We start from the raw sequence: 20340 nt of genomic DNA, 5'->3' as shown, positions 1-20340 counted from the left end.
ATGATGCAAACGAGATTTTTCTTCTTATCTATTTAATCATTATACAGATTTCATTTGCTCTTGAAGTTGAAGAATACGCTGTGTACCGTCTTCTCGTAAACGCTTATTTTCATCTTCAATCGCTTTTGTTTCTTCCATTCCCTTCATAATGATGCTCCATGATTCTTCAAGTGTTTCCACTTTAACACTTGGAGAGCCTGCAAGCTTCGCAATTTCTACACTTTGACTAGAAATGTTTTGGGCATTACGTAAAATCATCTCATTCGTACGACGATCTAGTTCGCTTAGTGAATCTGCTACTAATTTCTGACGTTTTGCTGCGACAGCTTGAATAATTCCATTTTTAAAAATTGGAATTGTTGTAATAAACGCCGAATTAATCTTACCAATTAATTTCGTGTTACCGCGTTGTAACAAGCGAATTTGCGGAGCGGTTTGAACAGCAACCATACGCGCCATTTCTAAATCATAAATGCGCTCCTCTAATGTTTGAATACCATTTTGAAGCGTATCAAGATTCATCGCAGCCATTTGATCACCGCTTGCCGCACGTTGCTCTAATTGTGCAGCTTGCCCTTTTAATTCATCTACTTTTAACTGACCTGCTACAATGTAACGTTCAAGTTCCATATAATATTGAATATTATGTTGATACATGTCTTCTAACATACCCGACGTGTGGACCATTTTATCTTTATAACCCGAAATTTCTTGGTGAATTTTCTCGATTTCTTTCCCAAGTGTTTGATACTTTTCAAAGATTTTTTCGATAAGCTTTTCACCACGCTTAAACAACTTACCTAAAAACCCTTTTTTCTCTTCAAAATCATTTTTATCAAACTTATCCATTAACTTTCCAAGCTGTTGGAGCATTTTACTAGAATCATTCATTTCAGACGTCCGCATCATTGATAAAATACGATCTGAAAATTGAGAGATTTGAATAGCAGGCTCTTTTCCAAACTCTAAAAGCTCCATTTGATTACGATAATCCACTTGCTGTGAAAGTTGCTGCACAGATGGATCTTGCCTTAATTGTAAACGCACATCATTTGCATGTTGCTCTGTTAACCCTTCTTCTTTTTGAAGTGTCGATAATACCGTTTGATCTGTCATTTATGTCTCACCCTTTTTAAAATTTTTGGCCGTTGAACAATGTGTAAAGATTTGTTGATTTCTACTCCTAAATACTTGCTTCAATGAACCGTAACGAATCGAAACTCAATCACACATCTAATTTTTAATTGAGCGAAACACTCGTTTCAGTAATGAGGGCTCTTTGTATTCTTGGTTAAACACCATCTCATCGAGCCAATGTGTATCAAAACAAGAAGCATCAATGTATTGTTCAAGGTCGTTATGACCTGGTGGATTATACACGACGATATCCATTCCAAATTCATTTAATAATAAGAGAAGTGCAGCATCTGAACGAGAAAGCGCGCCATTGGTTTCATTGTTGTATAAAATAACCTTTGGAACTTCTTGTGCATAATCAAATGTCTGCATGACATTCAGGAAAAACTTTGGAATGTTTGCTACTTGCGTAAATAAATACAATTGAACATCTTTTTCCGTTTCACTTCCAACAGGTAACAACTTCGGATTGCGACAAATCGAAGCAATCGCTGAAGCAATCCCCTTTTGCATTCCTTCTGGTAAATGACCATATTGCCACCAGTTTCCTTTGATCATCTTTTCTACATCTAACTCATTCTGTTGATTTAATGCATGCTGATAATGAAATTGGTAGTTTGTTTGAATTTGTTGAGTAAAAGGAAATGTTTGAACTGTAATTGCTTGTTTTAATTCTGTTAATTGATGCAGTCGATCCCAATACTCTTTTTTGTTGCGTGAGACACCCATCACTTTTGAAAAAAGCGCAGGAATATACACAACTCCTTCCTTCACTTTGAAGTTCGGTCGAATAAATGCTCGCTCTTTTGCCAATAAAAATACTTCATCATACGTTGTTTTTAACGTGACAGAAGAAGGAGCATAATTACGAAATTGCCAAGGTTTATAAAGAGAAGAGTCTTCATGATGAATGACTTCATCCATTTCTTTAGATGCACGATACGCTACCGTTCCTCGTCGCTCTGGTTGTTCAATAGGAAATGGAGGCGGTGACATCGTTGTTGGGTAACGATGAATTTTTGCGACTTCGTCTTGTTCATCAATAAAATGAAACGCATCCTCTCCTGCTGGGTGAAACATCAGAACGTCAAAACCAAGCATAATTAAGTAGTACAGGAAATATTGCTGACTTTTATTCATATCTCCATACCACACTACACATGGAAGCTGTTTGTCCAAGTCATACTCTGTTAGCCATGGATCTAGATGATTCCACGTCCACTTAATCACGTCTAATAAAATACGCCTAAAATCAGCATGAGCCAATCCGTGACGAGATTCAAAATGACGAAGCATTGTCATGAATGATTGACGTAAGTGTCGATGATAGGTGCTATTTGCATGAGTAGGAAGAAGACGTTCACCATCTAAAAAAGCGACAAACCGATTAATGGATAATCCATTTTCTTTTTGGTTAATCATATGGATTTTTTGAATGGCTTGAAAGCGTTCTGGTGTAATGTTTTTATCCAGTTCTTCACTTAAAATAAAGACATGAGGCTTTTTAGACAGCTCATATAACGTGACTAAATAATCCGTTTCATCATGTGACACCCCAAGCATTCTTCCAGCTACTTGGGTGATATGATAACTCTCTTCACTTGTTTGATAAGGCGTTCGATCTTGGTAAGGCTTATCAATGATTTCAATCCATTTCTCTAAAGGTGCTTTTGAAATCTCAATGGCTCTCATCTTTTTACCCCCTCTTTCTGAGAGAACCTAACGTTTTACTGCTGTGGATAATGCCTGTTCAACGTGTTCTAGCATTTCTTCCGCTGCTTCAATGTTCATCGTTTTTGTAAACGTCACTTCATAATCCATATGAGCTAACTCACCGTGAAGAGGTGCCATGCCAAAGTCAGCATGTAAAATCATCTCCACATCGAGCTCGGAATCACCTGCTGCACAGAGTGTATCAATTCCTAGCTTTTCTTTTAAAAAAGCGACGGCACTCCACTTTGAAATGGCAGTTGGAATGCAATAAATTTTACGTCCGTGTGCATAAACGCGCCATCCACCCGGGTGAAAATAGTTGCGCAATGTCTGAAGGTGCTCATTTGTGAATAACTCTTTATGTACGACCAAATATAAAAATGTTTTATCTGCTTCTTTTACTTCTTTCACCCAGTCATAACCGTCATACGTTTGAAGCCACTCATATGCTTCATCAAATGACAAAGAAAGATTTCTTATTCGTTCATTCATAATGTCATCCCACTCTTCAAGTGGTTCACCATCTTTTAAGATGACGGCACCATTTGTGGTGATTGCATATTGCGGCTTGAATGTTTCAGAGATCATTGAGATACGCTTATACTGTTCTGTCGTTCTCGTCGTCACGGGAATAAACATGGCATTCTCTGTGAGTTTTGTTAATTGACGAATCGCTTTTTTCGTCATGTAACTAATTTCACGGCCATCTAGCGTTTCAACAAGCTCAATGTCTGCCTCATTTATCTCTTCTGATATGAGACGCCTGGAATAAATAAGGGTACGATCTAAGTCACTCGCAAAAGCTCTCATTTTTCTTCCTCCACCGGTTTAATTAATCCACAACATGAATAAGGCATGTGCTCATACACTTCTACTGGTACACCACGTTCTTTTGCAAGTAAATAAATATGGTTTAAATGCTCACTATTTCTCTCTTTGACAAGTATTTTCCACGGTACACGTCGTAGCAACACACGTGTAGTTTCACCTACACCTGGTTTAATAAGGTGATAGTTCTCAATCTGAAAATCATGTTGAATTCGTTCCACACCTTGTAAACCCGACCAATTTGGCTCTTTGTATTCTTCTTTTTGAGCCTCAATTTCTCTCGGTAACGTTTCCTGCAAAGAGTCGAATTGAGCCGTGATGCTATCTACATAAAAGTTTGACACATCTTCTGCTTCTAAATCTTTGTAATACTTGGCACCATGAAAATCAGTTTCGCCAATGTATTCTCGGTTCAATACGGTCCGACTGACAAGTCCACTTACAGTTGAATTTAAACAAGCACTCGGGATAAGAAAATCTTCTCTTGTTCCGTAAAGCGACGAACAAAAACCTGGATCAGCCAATACAGCTAGCTCATCATCTAATTGAACCCCATATTTTTCATAAAAAGCAGCACATGATGTTGTTAATTCTTTTGTGATGGCTCCTTTTCCTGTCCAGCCATCTACAAATTGTAAAGAGGCTCCCTCATGTTTCTGTAACATGTAGTGAATGGCATTTTCATCAATGCCTCGTCCACGAATGATGGAGATGCTGTAATGAGGTACATGAACCTTGTATTTATAAGCAAGATAGCGTTTTATTAAAATACCAATTGGCGTTCCTGCTCTTGCTAATGAAACGAGTACAACTTTGTCACCTTTACGCTCAAAAATTTGCTCCGCCACAACAGAAACTGCCATCGCTACTTTGTGTTTATACGTTTCTAGCGATTCATGAAATAGATTGAGATATTCAGCTGACGGCTTATATTCAATCGGTAACATCTCTGAATAGTGAACACCTGACTGAATGGCTTTTTCACGTTCGCTCGTTTCTTTCTCAATCGTAATCGTCGATAAATCTTTCAATAAAAAGATGACATCTTGTTCAGAATAGCTTCCCATTTTCGCCTCACGTTTAAGCTTCATTGGTCGTTTCCTCCCTTTGACTCATCCACACAAGATGCAAGTGAGTAGTGTATCCTGCTAATTGATCAAGAAGCGATTGAATTCGCTCGTGGTCTGCTTTTTGCTCAAGCATCACAAAGATCTCATCATACTCTCCTACATTATAAAGATAGTTTTGTACCTCTTCCCCATGTGGACTTGGAAATTCAATGCGTGTATGGATGGCATATTCATCTTTTTGAATGGGATAAATAGGGCTTCTTGTTGTCGAATGATACAACACGCCATCTCCCATATTCGCTGCCACTTTCATCGGCATATACATAAACTCTCCTGTTCCAAGGACAAGCGTCTTCTTTCCTCGGCGATTTTGGGCTAGTTCTTGTCCTGCACGCTTACACGCAAACTCTACCTCGCTTTGACCCGTGCTACTTAACCCAAAGCGACCTGTTCCTTTTAAATAAGGTAATTGATTGGTTGACTTGTAGCGAGTATGTTCAAAGTAAATGCTCATGTTATGTGTATGAATGTGTACATCTTGAACATTTCGCTTCTCTTTCACTGATTCTTGTTGATTTTGATTACTTCCTGTTACCTCAATTTCACCTTCTAATAGCGCAATCGTATGAATGGTTGTATTCAATTGTTGCTCAAGTTCTTGAAATGCTTGTTTGTTCCCCTCATGTCTCCAATCTAAAAGAGAAAGAATTGTATACTCTTTTTGCGGAAACTGTTGATGAATCTCTCGAATAATATTGAGTGCTGTTTTCCCTGTTGTGATTTCATCATCTACAAGCACGACATGCTCATGTTTACGGAATAGCTCTTTTTCAATAAAACATAGTTGGTCCGTTGCATGTGAATGCTCTTCTTTAAACTCTAACACTTCTGCTGTACCTTGTACTTTTTCACGTGTCGTATGAACATAATGTCCATTTGTAAACTGTTCAAACACTGCATGACCAAGTGCTGTTGCTGTTTCAGCAAATCCGATAAATAAACAATCTTCTGGCAACGTTAGCTTTTCCTTAGAAAGAGCTGACTCAGCCTCCTGAAGCTCTTCCGTACGTTTACTCTTTAACGCAGCTGCTACAGATCGTTCAAATGAAGCGTTCTCTCCTGTACGAGCTTGATAGAATGCACTTGCTAATAAAGCTGAAGCAAACACAGGTATGCGTGGCTCAACGGCTAAATGCTTTCCTAATACATTACTTACAAACAAGAAACTTCTCTTTTTATTAATCCGTGCTGCCATTTTAAATAAGTGACGTGGCTCTAATTCATATAAACTACGGTGAACATTTACATCCACTTGTAGCTCGTTTAACACATTATACGTATATTTCTTCTGCAAGGAGGTCTTGATAGCTGTTGTTTTCATGAAACACCCCGTATATTTTTGACTTTAACATGATTTTTGTGGCCCACTTATAATGAGGCTTCATTTCATTCATTTTGTTGCCATAATCACTTTTGACAACACCCATTTCATTTGAACCGTTGCTTAAAATCGCTAGTGCATCTAAATATTCTTCTTTTGACACCACATTTAATGCTTGTACCATTCGCATTTGTGATGGATGAATGACTGTTTTACCATGTAGGCCATTTACTAAATCTAGCAATGTCTCCTTTTTTAACCCTTCGTCATACGGATTGTTAGGTAGTATGTTAGAAGAAGACTGAAAATACTCCCAAACCGGGCCTGATACGACGTACGTTCGTCCAAAGAAATTGACTATATCAGCAATGACATCTCTCATCATGGAAATATCATAAATCGTAGTAGAAGGCGTTCTACGAATCCCGTATAATCCACAAAAGTCAGTTGCACCAAGTCGAATATTTAATACAAGATCTTCGTATCCCTTCATACAAGTAGCTAACTGCTCAAACGTTGAAAATCGATGTTCTTTATATAAGACATCTTCTGTTTCTAAAACAGGCATTCCATATAAAACCGTTTGACGTTCGGTGGCGACTTGTCTTGTATAAGATAAGTAGGCAGGTGCATTAACTGGTGTGAACTTCGGAAAGACGAAACCTGCAACTAATTGCATCGCCGAGCCAATCATTTGGTTTATTTTCTGAATTTGTTCAGGCGTTCGTACGCGGATGAAAATAAGTGGTAATGAATCTTCCGAACACCGCTTCATTTGCACGGCATCTAATAAATAGTGTAGATGCTCAACTAGTTGCTTTTCTCCTTGCTCTACCTCATCATCTCCAATAGCATCTTCTAAACAAATAACCATGGAAACTAACTCACGATATTTACTTGTTAAAACTAACTGAGCAATATCTGAACGTGTTGCCGGCATATACAACGTCGCACCTAGGCTATAGGCTAACATCTCTTTTGAAGATGTTTTGGAAAAGTGTTGTGGTGGCAAATAAAAAATGCCTTTTTGCTGAAATTCCGTTAAATATGAAAAATAATTCATTTGTTCACACCCTTACTTTCAAACGAGGTATCCCACTACCTTCTATAGTAAAATTAATTGATATAGAGTCTTATAGATAAAAAAGAGCTGTTTTCAGTCTCAGCTCTTTTTTATCTATAAGAGTCCAACTTAATAACCAAAGGAGCTAACTAGCCCCTTTGATTGTCTATCCTCTTACTTATCTTCTGATGCTGCTGCTTCTTGAGCTGCTTTTTTATTGTTTAAGTGGTGAACAATAAATGTGATTGCAAATGCTGCAATGATGATCACAAAGAAAATCGTATGTGATACGTGAATGCCGAATACACTTGCTAACATCTTCGCTGCGATAATTCCAATTAAGATAAACGCAGTTGTTTCTAATTCAGGAACGCGATCAATTAAGCGTAAGAACACTTTCGCAACTGTACGCATCATAAGGATTCCAAGCATACCACCGACTAATAAAATCCAAATTTCTTCTGATACAGCGAATGCTGCTAGAATACTATCAACAGAGAATGCAATATCCATCATCTCTACCATGATAACCGTACCCCAGAACATACCGAACGTGCGGATAAGGAACCCGTCTTTCTTAATTCCTTTTACTTCTTCCTCTTCACTTTGAGCTTGTTTAGATCTGAAGTGACTATACACTAACCATGCTAGGTAAAGTGCACCTAATAGTTTAATCCACCAGAACTTAATTAAGTACACGCCTAATCCAATGAATAAGAAACGGAAGAAATACGCACCAATTAATCCATACGTTAAAGCTTTCTTACGTTGTTCAGGTGGTAAATGTTTAACCATTACAGCTAATACAAGTGCGTTATCTGCAGATAACAGTCCTTCTAAAATTACTAACGTACCAATCAGTCCCCATGAAACTGGATCTGTTAGCACTTCGCCCCACATTTCCCAGTTAAAAAACTGAGCGTATGTGTGTAACATTTTATTAATGATTTCCATCGATCTTTTCCTCCTACATGCCTACGCATGTAAACCTGTCATAAAAGCTTTGTGACATTATTTAATTTTTAATGTGTTCTGTTTTAGAAGAAAAGGTTGGGACACAACTAAAAGATTTATGTCCCAGCCTTGTTTTTTTAGACGTGATTTATACGTTTAATCCATAAGCTTGAACAAGTGCACCTAATCCGCCTTGGTAACCTGAACCAACTGCTGCGAATTTCCACTCGCCGTTATGACGGTATAGCTCACCTACAACAATTGCTGTTTCAATTGAGAAGTCTTCACCTAAATCGTAGCGAATTAACTCTTCATTTGACGCAGAATTGAATACACGTACGTAGCTATTTGATACTTGTCCAAAGTTTTGATTACGTACCTCACCATCATGGATTGTAATCACGAATGCTACTTTTTCAGTCGTTGCTGGTACAAGGCTTAAGTCAAGATCGATTTGCTCATCGTCTCCGCCACCTTCACCTGTACGATTATCTCCTGTATACGTAACACCACCGCTTGTATGCTGTGCATTATTATAAAAAACAAAATCCGTTTCAGCTGCACACTTGCCACTTGCATCTAATAAAAATGCAGACGCATCTAAATCGAAATCATGTCCTCCATCGTACTTGTTAACGTCCCATCCTAAACCAATCGTTACTTTTGTTAAACCAGGATTTCCTTTTGTTAAATCAACCTTTTGACCTTTTGATAGTGAAATTGCCATTATGTACCCTTCTTTCTTTTTTAAATTTGAATTGTCAAATTAAGAATAACGACGAACAACTTCTGAAACAGACGTATCTGTTGTACCATCACCAATTGCAGCAAATTTCCAATCACCGTTATGACGATACATTTCACCTAAAATTAAGCTTGTTTTTCCACTATGATTTTCTGTTAAGTTGAATTTCACCATTTCTTCTTGACCACTTAAGTTTACTAGGCGAATAAAGGCATTTTGAATCATACCAAAGTCTTGTTTTCTTGCAACACAGTTATAAATGTTAACAACAAATACAAGTTTCGTAATGTTTGCAGGAACTTTTTGAAGATCAACGGTTACTTGCTCATCATCTCCAGCTCCAGCACCTGTTAGATTGTCACCACTATGTTGAACACTACCACATTTACTTTTTAGATTTCCAAAATAGATCAAGTTTTCTTTACGAGTGAACTTATCGTTTTCAAGCATTAAAACGGAAGCATCACAATCGATATTAGCTGTAGATCCACCACCGCCACCGAATAATGATCCGAATAATCCCCCGCCACTTTTTGCTTGAACAGGGTCCCATCCTAAGCCAACCATTACTTTCTTTAATGTTGCATTGCCTTTGGTTAAGTCAATGCGCTGACCTTTTTGAAGTGTAATCGCCATCTAAATTTCCTCCTTCTTCCACTCTTTCATCTCTACTATATCGAAAATAGCAAGATGTGTCATTTACAAAAGTTTCCCATAATAAAAAAGAACGACCTCAAATTGAAAAGATAGTAAAAATGTGAGGTCGTTCTCTTGCCAAGCCTTGTATGAATCGCTTTTTACACTTGAAGTCCGTAGTTGCGACAAAGAGATGCTAACCCACCAGAAAAGCCACTTCCAATTGCGTTAAACTTCCAATCGCCACCGTGCTTATATAGTTCACACACCACAACGGCTGTTTCAATTGAGAAGTCTTCTCCTAAGTCATAACGCAATAACTCTTGCCCTGTCGCTTCATCGACTAAACGAACAAATGCATTAGATACAAGCCCAAAATTTTGATTGCGTAACTCCGCATCATGAATAGTGACCGTAATCCCAATTCGGTGAACAGAAGGAGGGATTTTAGAGAAATTCACTACAATCTGTTCGTCATCTCCGTCTCCCTCACCTGTTCGATTATCTCCTGTATGTTCAACCGCACCACTCGGATGCATCAAGTGATTATAAAAGATGAAATCATGATCATTGATACATTTTCCATTCTGATCTGCTAAAAAAGCACATGCATCTAAATCAAAGTCATGTCCACCTTGGTATTTGTTCGTATCCCAACCTAAGCCAATAATTCCTTTTACTAACCCTGGATTTGTCTTCGTTAAGTCGATACGCTGACCTTTTGCTAACTGAATACCCATGACACAACCCCCCTTATCTTTTTCGTTCTTACACGTCCAATCCGTAATCACGAACAAGTGAAGCTAGTCCACCTTGATAACCAGATCCAACAGCAGCGAACTTCCACTCGCCTGCATGACGGTATAACTCTCCTACAACAACGGCTGTTTCAATCGAGAAATCTTCTCCTAAGTCGTAGCGAATCAATTCTTCATTTGTTTCTTCATTTACGATACGTACAAAGCTGTTTGAAACTTGTCCAAAGTTTTGCCCACGAGCTTCACCGTCATGAATTGTGATCACAAACGCAATTTTATCAATCGTCGCTGGAACCGTAGATAAATTCACTTTTACTTGCTCATCATCTCCGTCTCCTTCACCTGTACGGTTATCGCCTGTATGTTCAACTGCACCACTTGCATGCTTCGCATTGTTATAGAAAACAAAATCTGTATCTGCTGCACACTTACCACTTGCATCTAATAAGAAGCATGATGCATCTAAATCAAAATCAACACCGCCATCATATTTGTTTGTATCCCAACCTAAACCAACAACCACATTCGTTAAACCAGGATTTCCTTTTGTTAAATCAACCTTTTGACCTTTTGCTAATGAAATACCCATTCTACTCTCTCCTTTTTACTATAGTAATAGAACTCTCTTCAATCACTTCTGTTAGATTCATTCATCCCAACTTAAATGACCTCTCAAACTGAAACCCACCACACAACTAGCCACCCAGACCTCTCTGAATGCTCCCTCAAAGGTCCACCTATACCGATGACGCCAACCCCGTAAGGGGGGCGACAGCCGCTTAGGTCTATCAAATGAAACCTAACAATCCCTTCCGTTAGGTTTCATTTGATAGATCAATTATGTATAGTGACGGATGAGCTCCTCTAACCCCTTATCATTCGTACCCGTACCAACCGCCGCAAACTTCCAATCCTGCTCATAACGGTACATTTCGGCTACTAATAAACTCGTTTTCCCACTATAATTCTCTGATAAATTAAACTTAATAAGCTCTTCTTGATTATTCATGTTTACAACGCGGATGAACGCATTTTGAATCATCCCGAAATCTTGATTACGACGCACAGCATCGTAAATGTTTACAACGAAAACCAGCTTGTTAATATTCGACGGAACTCTCTGCAAGTCAATAATGATTTGTTCGTCATCTCCGTCTCCTTCACCTGTTAAGTTGTCGCCTGTGTGGTTTACACCCCCACATTTACTTTTCAAATTTCCAAAGTAAATAAGATGCTCTTTTTGAGTGAATCGATCATTTTCTAACATCAGTACCGATGCGTCACAATCAATATTTGCTCCTGAAGAACCTCCGCCAAAAAGAGATCCAAAAAAACCTTTCGACTGTTTTGACTCAACTGGGTCCCATCCTAAACCAACTAATACCTTCGCTAAGCCAGGGTTTCCTTTTGTTAAATCAATACGTTGTCCTTTTTGTAACGTAATGGCCATCTTCTTCACTCCCTCCCTTTAACCTACACACTTCACTTTTTCCAATTAAATGGTACTATACAGTGTTAATCATTTCAATTCATCTCATAAAATGGAATATTTTACACTGTCTTCCCCTATATATACGGACAAGTTGTCAAAAGGTTTCATTTTTATAAAAAAAGACAGATAATGTCTACCTAAAGAGAGACGCTATCTGCTTTCTTCACTTTATTAAGTTTTTGGGAACGTGAATCCTTCTCCGAATACATCTTTCACATCGTGAATGACAACAAAGGCCTTCTCATCGATGCTTTGAATAATTTTACGCAATTGCATTAATTCTTGTTTATTAATGACTACGTACAAGACATTTTTTTCTTCCTTTGTATAGCTACCATGTGCTGAAAAGACGGTTACCCCTCTGTCCATCTCTTTGTTTACTCGTTGAGCCACTTCATTTGATTGATGCGAAACAATCGTAACGGCCTTACGCGCATCCATTCCTTCAATAATATAGTCAAGCACTTTTGTACTAATATAAATGGAGATAACGGTATACATCGTTTTTTCAAGCCCGATTACAAATGACGCACTTGCAACAACGAGTAAGTCAACAAGCATCATCGAACGGCTTAGGTTCCAACCTAAATACTGATTCGCAAGCTTCGCAATAACAGTCGACCCACCTGTCGTACCACCAAATCGAATCACAAGACCTAAACCAATCCCAACTAAAATCCCTGCAAAAATTGAGCCTAGAAGCGCGTCATCACTTGTTGTGTGATACCCTTCTGTTACGTAAAGAAACAACGACGTAAAAATAATGGCAATAATCGTATATACCGTCACACGCTTTGGCATTAACTTGTATCCTACCGCTAACAAAAGACCATTTAAAACAAAGTTCACAATACCGGGTGACCAACTAAATAAATAGTAAGTAATCATCGTCACACCTGTAATACCGCCCTCTGCTAACTCATTTGGGATGGCAAAATAGTTAATACCGAACGCAAATAAAAACGCCCCTAAAATAATCATCATAATTTCTTGAATGTTCCCTTTCATCTCGCTACACTCCTTTCTTCAGCTGTTTAAACGAACTTGTTACTGATACGCTATGCCACCCGCTTTGTGTACCACAACTTCCTCTGCATATCACATGTTTTAGACGAGACTATCTACAATCAGTAAAAACAATGTAACTCTGATTCTCTAGCTAACTCCTAGATTTTCTCAAAAAGAGCTGTTGTGGACTAATTCAGATAGGAGTATTTCTCTCCTTTATTGGCAGCCTCTTATACAACTCTTCTATCATAGACGATAAAAAAGCGATTGCCAATAGGTTTGACAACCGCTTTTGCTTCTTAATCAAGCACTTTTACTTTTACTTGTTTACGTCCCCAAGAAAGAGCCGCAGATTTTGATGGCATTAATACATCGATTTTATATCCTTTAATCGCTCCACCTGTGTCACCAGCTACAGCGACGCCATAGCCTTCTACCCACACTTTTTTACCGAGTGGAATAACGGAAGGATCAACCGCAATTAGCTTCATATTTGGATTGTTTTTAATGTTATAACCCGCAGCTGTCCAACCACCATTTGCGTTTGTTTCTTCATGGCTATAAGCTGTCGCTGATACATAAAATTCTTTCCCTGAAGAAATTGGTTTTGGTGCTGGCTTATTGCTTGGCTTAGCAGCAACTGGCTTACTTGGTGTTGATTTGCTCGACTTAGCAGCAACTGGTTTACTTGGTGTTGATTTGCTCGGTGCTGGCTTACTAGCTGCCACTGCTTGCGCTTCTTCTTTTGCTGCTCTTTCACGCTCTGCTTTTGCTTTCGCTAATTGTGCCGCACGCTGTCTTGCAGCTTCTTGCTCACGCTTAATCGTTTCTTGCGCTTCTCTCATTTGAGATGAAATCTTTACTTTTTCTTGTTCAGCCATTGTTAACTCATTGACAACTTGGCTATATTTTTCTTGCATCGCTGTTAATGCAACTTGACGTGCTTGCAAGTTTTGATCTAGCTCCACTTGTTTATCCGCCAATTTTTGTTGCTCTTCAACAAGGTTTTTCTCTTGCTTATCGATTTCTTTTTTATTTTCTTCAATGCGATTTAAATCATCTTGATGCTGAGTAAGAATGTCACGATCAGCGTTAAACAATGTTGTAACCGCTGTTACACGTGCCACAAAATCTGAGAAGTTTTCAGCGCTAAACAACGTATCAATAAACGCGTTGGTTTGATCACTTTGTTGCAAGGATACAAGGCGCTGTTCCATCACATCTTTACGTCCCATTACTTTCTCTTGAAGAACGATGATTTCTTCTTTACGCTCTTCGATTAGGGCACGAATGTCTTTTATTTTTTGCTCCGTTTGAGCTAAATCTTCTTTATTATCGTTAATCACATTATGTAAGGCATTAAGCTCTGTTTGAATGTTTTGCACTTCACCTTGAACAGACTGCTTTTCTTTCTCTTTTTGTTTAAGCGTCTCTTCGTGTTGTTGAAGTTGCTGTTCCATGTTACGCAAGGTGTCCTGACTAGTTTGCGCATGAGTCTCAATCATACTTGACATTGAAAGAACAAAAGCCAAGGTCATGAGCACCATGTTTCGTAATATTTTCATATTTTAGTAGTCCCCTTTCTTCGTACGTATAGTTATACCATAAAAAGTGTCATATTTATGTTACAAAAGCGTTAAAAAGATGGGATAATTTGTATGTTTTTGTTACCTAAATGTTACAAAAAGTCGATAAACCCTTGTCAAATCAGCATTTGTGCTACTCATTCGTTAGCTAGTTATCTAACAGTCTTTTCTCTCTTTTTATTGCAATTTGATGTCATTCATTGAAAAAAGCTGCCTAAAAAGGAGAAATTCATCCCTTTCAAGACAGCTTACAACTCTTTTTATTTACTCCTTCACCATTAACTTCAACGGTGCGGCAATATTCTTTTCTACTTTCTTTCCTTGTAGTACATCCGCAGCCGCTTGTACCGCCATTTCACCAATTAACTCTGGTTGTTGCGCAACAGTTGCTCCTAACTTGCCTTCATTTACCGCTTTCACAGCATCTTCGTTTCCATCGAATCCAACGACAAGAATCTCGCGTCCTGAACTGCTAATCGCTTGAATAGCCCCTAATGCCATTTCATCATTGTGTGCAAATACAGCTTGGATATCTGGGTTTCCTTGTAGTAAGTTTTCCATCACATTTAACCCTTTTGTACGATCAAAGTCTGCTGTTTGTTTTGCTACTACCTCTAGCTTTTCGTCTGCTACATTGTGGAATCCTTTTCCGCGTTCGCGCGTAGCTGAAGCACCTGGTACCCCTTCAAGCTCTGCTACCTTTGCACCTTCTCCAACCATCTCAACAATATAATCAGCAGCCATTTGACCACCTTTTACGTTATCAGAAGCCACTAGTGTTGCGACGTCTCCTTTTTCTGCTGAACGGTCTAACGTCACAACCGGAACACCAATGCTATTTGCTGACTGCACCGCTGTTGAAATCGCAGCTGAATCAGTTGGATTAATTAACAACGCATCCACACCTTGTTGCAACAAGTCTTCTACGTCATTCACTTGCTTTGCTGAATCGTTCTGTGCATCCACTACCACAACGTCCATCCCTTGTTTCTTCGCTTCTTCTACGACGCCATCTTTTAATGAAACGAAAAATGGATTATTTAGCGTCGAAACAGATAAACCAATTTTAATCTCATCCTTGTTTCCTTTTTTAGATGGTTTTGCCCATTCTGGGGGCTCTAACGAACAAGCCCCTAAGATTAATAATGAGAGTGACATCAATACAAGTAAGACTTTTTTCAATGAGAACCCCTCCTATGCTGATTTTTTACGATCAATTAACACTGCAATTAAGATAACAACACCTTTTACAACCATCTGGAAAAAGGATGAGACACCTAATAAATTTAGACCGTTGTTCAATGTCCCAATAATTAATGCCCCAATCAATGTTCCAACAATTAAGCCACGACCACCTGATAAACTTGTCCCACCTAATACAACGGCTGCAATCGCGTCTAATTCGTACGATGTTCCAGCTGTTGGTTGTGCTGAATTTAATCGTGATGTTAAAATGGCTCCTGCTAATGCTGCAAGTAGTCCTGCTAACGAGTAAATCATGACTTTCACTTGTGGAACTTTTATTCCTGAAATAATGGCCGCCTTCTCATTTCCACCAATCGCATATGTTTTACGTCCAAATGGTGTTTTGTGCAAAATCACCCACAGCACGGCGAACGACAGCATCATCGTAATCGCTGGAACAGGAATACCTAAGAAGTACCCACGACCAAACAATTGAAATAAGTAGTTCTCACCAAGTCCTGTTATCGGATTTCCATCTGTGTATACGAGCGTAAGACCTCGAAAAATAGTCATTGTTGCTAATGTTGCAATGAACGGTGCCATTTTTCCTTTTGTAATTAAAAGGCCATTGATTGCTCCCATGCCTGCTCCTAATAAACAGCCAATTAAAATCGCTAAAATGGGATCAATCCCTGATACAATCATCCCCGCCATTAAAGCACTAGAAAGCGCTAAAATCGAACCGACGGACAAATCAATTCCACCTGTTAAAATCACGAACGTCATCCCAAACGCAATTAATGCATTAATCGCCACTTGACGAAGCAAGTTTAATAGATTCAATGGTTCTAAGAAACTCGGATTTAAAATGGACACAATGACGACTAACATGATCAGTCCGAGTAATGGACCTAGCTTTTGCAGTAAATTATCCACATGATTGACTTTTTTGACAGATTGTTTCATGTTACTGCCCTCCCGTTGCAAATGTCATAATTTTTTCTTGCGTCGCTTCACTCTTCATTAACTGACCGCTAATTCGTCCTTCATGGACAACAAGGATGCGGTCGCTCATTCCAAGTACTTCAGGAAGTTCAGATGATACCATCACAATGGCTACACCGCGTTCAGTTAATTCATTCATTAATTGATAAATTTCACGCTTTGCTCCAACATCGACTCCTCGTGTTGGTTCATCTAAAATTAACACTTTTGGTCCAATGCCAATCCATTTCGCAATGACCACTTTTTGTTGATTACCACCTGATAAGTTTTTTGCACTCGTTTCACCAGATTCTGTTTTAATCTGTAAACGCTTAATTAATAAATCGACAAACTCTGTTTCTGTTTGATAATCAATAACACCCTTTTTTGAGAAGCTCTTTAAATTGGGAAGAGCCATATTATCACGAATTGAGAAATCTAGTACAAGTCCTTCGGTTTTACGATCTTCTGTAATAAAACCAATACCTAATTTAACTGCTTCCGACGGATTCTTAATGGTGACACGTTCACCATTGACCCATACCTCTCCTGAATCAAGCTGATCAAGCCCAAATAACGCACGCATAATTTCTGTTCGACCGGCACCCATTAGTCCAGATACTCCAACAATCTCACCCGATTGTACAGAAAAGCTGACATTTTCAAACACACCTTTTCTTGTTGCTGCTTTTACTTCTAAAACCGTCTCACCGAGCTTTGGCTCACGACTTGGAAACCGGTCAGTTAATTCGCGGCCAACCATTTTACGAACAACCTCATCAAAATTCGTCTCAGGAATAGGTGTTGTATCAACTGTTTTTCCGTCACGCATCACCGTAATACGGTCACAAATTGCAAAGATTTCTTCCATTCGATGTGAAATGTACACAATTGATACTCCTTCTTTACGAAGTGCGTTAATCACCTCAAATAGCTTTTCAATCTCGCGTTCCGTTAGTGCCGCTGTTGGCTCATCCATAATAATCACTTTCGCATTTGTCATCAGTGCTTTTGCAATCTCAATCATTTGCTGTTGTCCGACCGAACAAAGTCCTGCTTCTTGCTCAAGAGGAATCGTTACAGCAAGTTTTTTAAACTGCTTTTCTGCTAACGCTTTCATTTCTTTCGTTTTTAAGAAGCCAAGCGGAGACCGCAATTCTTTTCCAATAAATAAGTTATCAAGTACGGTCATATCAGGCCAGACGTTCAACTCTTGATGAATAAAAGCAACTCCATTTTGCTCTGCTTCTTTCGGGTTGGCAAAATACGTTTCTTTTCCGTCAATGAAAATTGTGCCTTCATCTCGTTTATGAAGACCTGTCAAAATATTCATCATCGTCGACTTACCCGCACCATTCTCTCCCATTAGAGCGTGTACTTCACCTTCTTGTAAGTCGAAGTTAACTCCTGTTAATACTTGATTCGTCCCAAATGCTTTGTAAATATTGTTCATTTGAATATGCATGACACTCACCTCTTTCTAGAAGATTACACCTGCTTGTAACAGACAATTGGCATAAGGAGTAACTTCTCCCGTTCGAATGACTGCTTTTGCGTTATTCATTAATTGTTTAAATTCCTCATGAGACACTTCACTCATGTCAGCCTTTGTAAAGCGCTCCGTCATGTATTGCATCGTTTCTTCATTTTTTTCCTTCATTTCACTTGCAATGATGACTTTTTCCACGACCATGTCATCTGTCACCGCATTAACTACATCTTTGAAACTCGGAACACCTAATGTGAGAGCTAAGTCGATGCGTTGTACGTGATCTGGAATTGGAAGACCTGCATCGGCAATTACGATGAGGTCTGTATGTCCAAGGTCTGTTAATACTTTTGAGATATGACTATTTAACATACCATGTCGCTTCATAACGTTTCCTCCACTTCTTTTCTCATCGGCATCCCGCCTTGTGCTCCAAATTTCGTAACAGATAATGAAGCTGCACGGTTTGCAAACCGTAAACTCTTTTCAATGCTTTTTCCTTCTGCTAACGCAACAGCAAGTGCAGCATTAAATGTATCTCCTGCCCCTGTTGTATCAACCGCTTCTACTTGATAAGAAGGCACGAGCACTTCTTTTTCACCATCATAATAACGCACGCCTTGTTTTCCTTCTGTGATAAAGACTTTATTTGGGTATTGCTTCAGTGCTTCTTTCGTACTCAACCTATTAAACAACACAGAAGCTTCATGCTCATTTGGTGTAATGTAGGTTGCACGGTCAATGACTTGTTGTGAAAGTGGACGCGCTGGTGCTGGATTTAGTAAAAGCGGAACATTGTATTTACTGCAAACCTCACTCACATACTCCACGGTTTCTTCTGGAATCTCTTGTTGAATCAGTACAATACTTGCTTCTTTGATTTTATTGATCGCACTTTTCACATAATTCGGTGTTACGTAATCGTTCGCCCCTTTTACAACCACAATGCTGTTGTCACCTTCAGCTAAAATGATATGAGCGGTTCCACTCTCCATATCTGTAACCGGTTCCACATTGTTGACAAAAACACCATTTTGCTTAAAGTTTTCTAAAATCGCTGCTCCGTAATGATCATCTCCAACACGACCTATCATCGTAACATTTGCTCCTAATCGTGCTGCTGCAACTGCTTGATTGGCACCTTTCCCACCTGGTACGGTTTTAAATGACTCTCCAAGAACAGTTTCTCCAGCACCTGGTCGTTTCGCAGATGTGACAACTAAATCCATAGATGAACTTCCAATAACTACGATGTTACTCATATGTCTCAACCTCTCTCGTCGTTTCTCTTTTTATAAATGTAACAGGCATTTGAATATGCTTTTGATCAATCGGCTCTTGTTTCATTAACTTTATTAACAGCTTTGCCGCTTCTCTTCCCATTTCATATGCAGGCTGTCTAATCGTTGATAAAGATGGAAACAGCAAACTACTTTGTGGAATATCATCGAACCCAATAATTTGAACATCACGTGGGATGGTCTTTCCAAGACGCAATGCTTCATGTAAAACAGCGGTTGCTACAATATCGTTACTTGCGAGTACCCCGTCGGTATCAGGATACGTTTCAAATAACTCCTTTGCCCACTTCTTTGCATCTTCAAATGCAAAAGACGTTGTATTCATTACATGAAAATTGACGTTTGACTGGATTAAATAATCTAACGCTCCTTGAAAGCGATCTTGAGCTGGCTGAATGTGAGCAGGACCTTTTAACACTGTCACGCGTTTACTTCCCCTTCTGACGATTTCTTCAGCAGCCATTCTCCCGCCTTCCTTTCCATCTGCATACACGGATGGATAATCATTCGAGGTGCGGTCTAAAAACACCACTGGAATGGATAAATCTTGATAATTTGTTTTACTCGTATGATTGGTAGCTGAAATAAGGCCCACTACGTTATTTTGAATAAATGTGTGAATATAATCGAGTTCTTTTTCTGGCTGCTCATCACTGTTGCCAAACAATAACCGAAACCCTTCTTTTTGCATTTCGTCTTCCACACCTCTTGCTAACTGCGGGAAAAATGGGTTTGTAATGTCTGGAAGCAACAAGCCAATGAGTTTTGACTTTTTCTTATAAAGGGAGCGAGCTACTTCGTTCGGACTATAATTCAGCTTTTTCATTGTATCTGTTACGCGCTTTCGTGTATCTTCATGAACATACCCAGTTGCATTCAATACACGTGATACTGTCGCGACAGATACACCAGCTTCCTTCGCTACGTCTCGAATTGTCACCATTCGCTTCCCTCCTCTCGAATTATGTAACCGTTTACACATATAGAATAACATGAACATCTTTATGATA

The 20340-nt window shown here is 39.0% G+C and carries 20 protein-coding genes; all 20 read right to left on the bottom strand.

The window, feature by feature from the left end:
• Positions 1-39 precede the first annotated feature (39 nt).
• Entirely contained in the window at positions 40-1116 is a 1077-nt protein-coding gene (locus DIS06_RS11630; RefSeq protein WP_110113446.1) for a toxic anion resistance protein, read from the bottom strand.
• A 117-nt stretch (positions 1117-1233) separates the two neighbouring features.
• Positions 1234-2829: a YceG family protein gene (locus tag DIS06_RS11625; RefSeq protein ID WP_110113445.1), complete on the bottom strand. Its 1596-nt coding sequence runs from the start codon at positions 2827-2829 to the stop codon at positions 1234-1236.
• A 27-nt stretch (positions 2830-2856) separates the two neighbouring features.
• On the bottom strand, positions 2857-3660 hold the full coding sequence (locus DIS06_RS11620) for an HAD family hydrolase (RefSeq protein WP_110113444.1): 804 nt from the start codon (positions 3658-3660) through the stop codon (positions 2857-2859).
• Positions 3657-4769 carry a cysteine protease StiP family protein gene (locus DIS06_RS11615; RefSeq protein WP_110113443.1) on the bottom strand — a complete coding sequence of 371 codons (1113 nt, stop codon included), beginning with the start codon at positions 4767-4769 and terminating at the stop codon, positions 3657-3659. Before DIS06_RS11615 ends, DIS06_RS11620 begins: the two co-directional genes overlap by 4 nt.
• Positions 4759-6129: a phosphoribosyltransferase family protein gene (locus DIS06_RS11610; protein WP_110113442.1), complete on the bottom strand. Its 1371-nt coding sequence runs from the start codon at positions 6127-6129 to the stop codon at positions 4759-4761. Before DIS06_RS11610 ends, DIS06_RS11615 begins: the two co-directional genes overlap by 11 nt.
• Positions 6080-7192, bottom strand: a complete 1113-nt coding sequence (locus DIS06_RS11605; protein WP_110113441.1) for an HpcH/HpaI aldolase/citrate lyase family protein — start codon at positions 7190-7192, stop codon at positions 6080-6082. Before DIS06_RS11605 ends, DIS06_RS11610 begins: the two co-directional genes overlap by 50 nt.
• Before the next feature lie 174 nt (positions 7193-7366).
• Positions 7367-8146, bottom strand: coding sequence for a TerC family protein (locus DIS06_RS11600; protein WP_110113440.1), 780 nt, complete (start codon positions 8144-8146; stop codon positions 7367-7369).
• 148 nt (positions 8147-8294) lie between these two features.
• Positions 8295-8873 carry a TerD family protein gene (locus DIS06_RS11595; RefSeq protein WP_110113439.1) on the bottom strand — a complete coding sequence of 193 codons (579 nt, stop codon included), beginning with the start codon at positions 8871-8873 and terminating at the stop codon, positions 8295-8297.
• A 39-nt stretch (positions 8874-8912) separates the two neighbouring features.
• Positions 8913-9527: a TerD family protein gene (locus tag DIS06_RS11590; protein WP_110113438.1), complete on the bottom strand. Its 615-nt coding sequence runs from the start codon at positions 9525-9527 to the stop codon at positions 8913-8915.
• A gap of 161 nt (positions 9528-9688) precedes the next feature.
• Positions 9689-10267 carry a TerD family protein gene (locus tag DIS06_RS11585; protein ID WP_110113437.1) on the bottom strand — a complete coding sequence of 193 codons (579 nt, stop codon included), beginning with the start codon at positions 10265-10267 and terminating at the stop codon, positions 9689-9691.
• 28 nt (positions 10268-10295) lie between these two features.
• On the bottom strand, positions 10296-10874 hold the full coding sequence (locus DIS06_RS11580) for a TerD family protein (protein WP_110113436.1): 579 nt from the start codon (positions 10872-10874) through the stop codon (positions 10296-10298).
• Between the two features lie 249 nt (positions 10875-11123).
• Positions 11124-11735, bottom strand: coding sequence for a TerD family protein (locus DIS06_RS11575; protein ID WP_110113435.1), 612 nt, complete (start codon positions 11733-11735; stop codon positions 11124-11126).
• Positions 11736-11948: 213 nt separating this feature from the next.
• Positions 11949-12785, bottom strand: a complete 837-nt coding sequence (locus tag DIS06_RS11570; protein ID WP_110113434.1) for a YitT family protein — start codon at positions 12783-12785, stop codon at positions 11949-11951.
• A 299-nt stretch (positions 12786-13084) separates the two neighbouring features.
• Positions 13085-14350 (bottom strand): 3D domain-containing protein, encoded by a 1266-nt coding sequence (locus DIS06_RS11565; protein ID WP_110113433.1) that lies wholly within the window; start codon positions 14348-14350, stop codon positions 13085-13087.
• A gap of 285 nt (positions 14351-14635) precedes the next feature.
• A complete protein-coding gene (rbsB, locus tag DIS06_RS11560) occupies positions 14636-15529 on the bottom strand; it encodes a ribose ABC transporter substrate-binding protein RbsB (RefSeq protein ID WP_481746861.1) in 894 nt (297 codons plus the stop codon).
• A gap of 36 nt (positions 15530-15565) precedes the next feature.
• The gene (gene rbsC / locus DIS06_RS11555; RefSeq protein ID WP_110113431.1) at positions 15566-16522 is read right to left on the bottom strand and encodes a ribose ABC transporter permease RbsC; all 957 of its coding nucleotides are present in this window, start codon (positions 16520-16522) and stop codon (positions 15566-15568) included.
• A 1-nt stretch (position 16523) separates the two neighbouring features.
• The gene (locus DIS06_RS11550; protein WP_110113430.1) at positions 16524-18005 is read right to left on the bottom strand and encodes a sugar ABC transporter ATP-binding protein; all 1482 of its coding nucleotides are present in this window, start codon (positions 18003-18005) and stop codon (positions 16524-16526) included.
• Positions 18006-18020: 15 nt separating this feature from the next.
• Positions 18021-18416, bottom strand: coding sequence for a D-ribose pyranase (rbsD, locus tag DIS06_RS11545; protein ID WP_110113429.1), 396 nt, complete (start codon positions 18414-18416; stop codon positions 18021-18023).
• Entirely contained in the window at positions 18413-19291 is an 879-nt protein-coding gene (rbsK, locus tag DIS06_RS11540) for a ribokinase (RefSeq protein WP_110113428.1), read from the bottom strand. Before rbsK ends, rbsD begins: the two co-directional genes overlap by 4 nt.
• Positions 19284-20273 (bottom strand): LacI family DNA-binding transcriptional regulator, encoded by a 990-nt coding sequence (locus tag DIS06_RS11535; RefSeq protein WP_110113427.1) that lies wholly within the window; start codon positions 20271-20273, stop codon positions 19284-19286. Before DIS06_RS11535 ends, rbsK begins: the two co-directional genes overlap by 8 nt.
• Between the last annotated feature and the right edge of the window lie 67 nt (positions 20274-20340).

It is taken from the genome of Bacillus sp. CGMCC 1.16541 (genome assembly GCF_003184905.1).
GTDB lineage: Bacteria > Bacillota > Bacilli > Bacillales > Bacillaceae_H > Priestia.
This window is presented reverse-complemented; position numbering and strand designations above follow the sequence as displayed.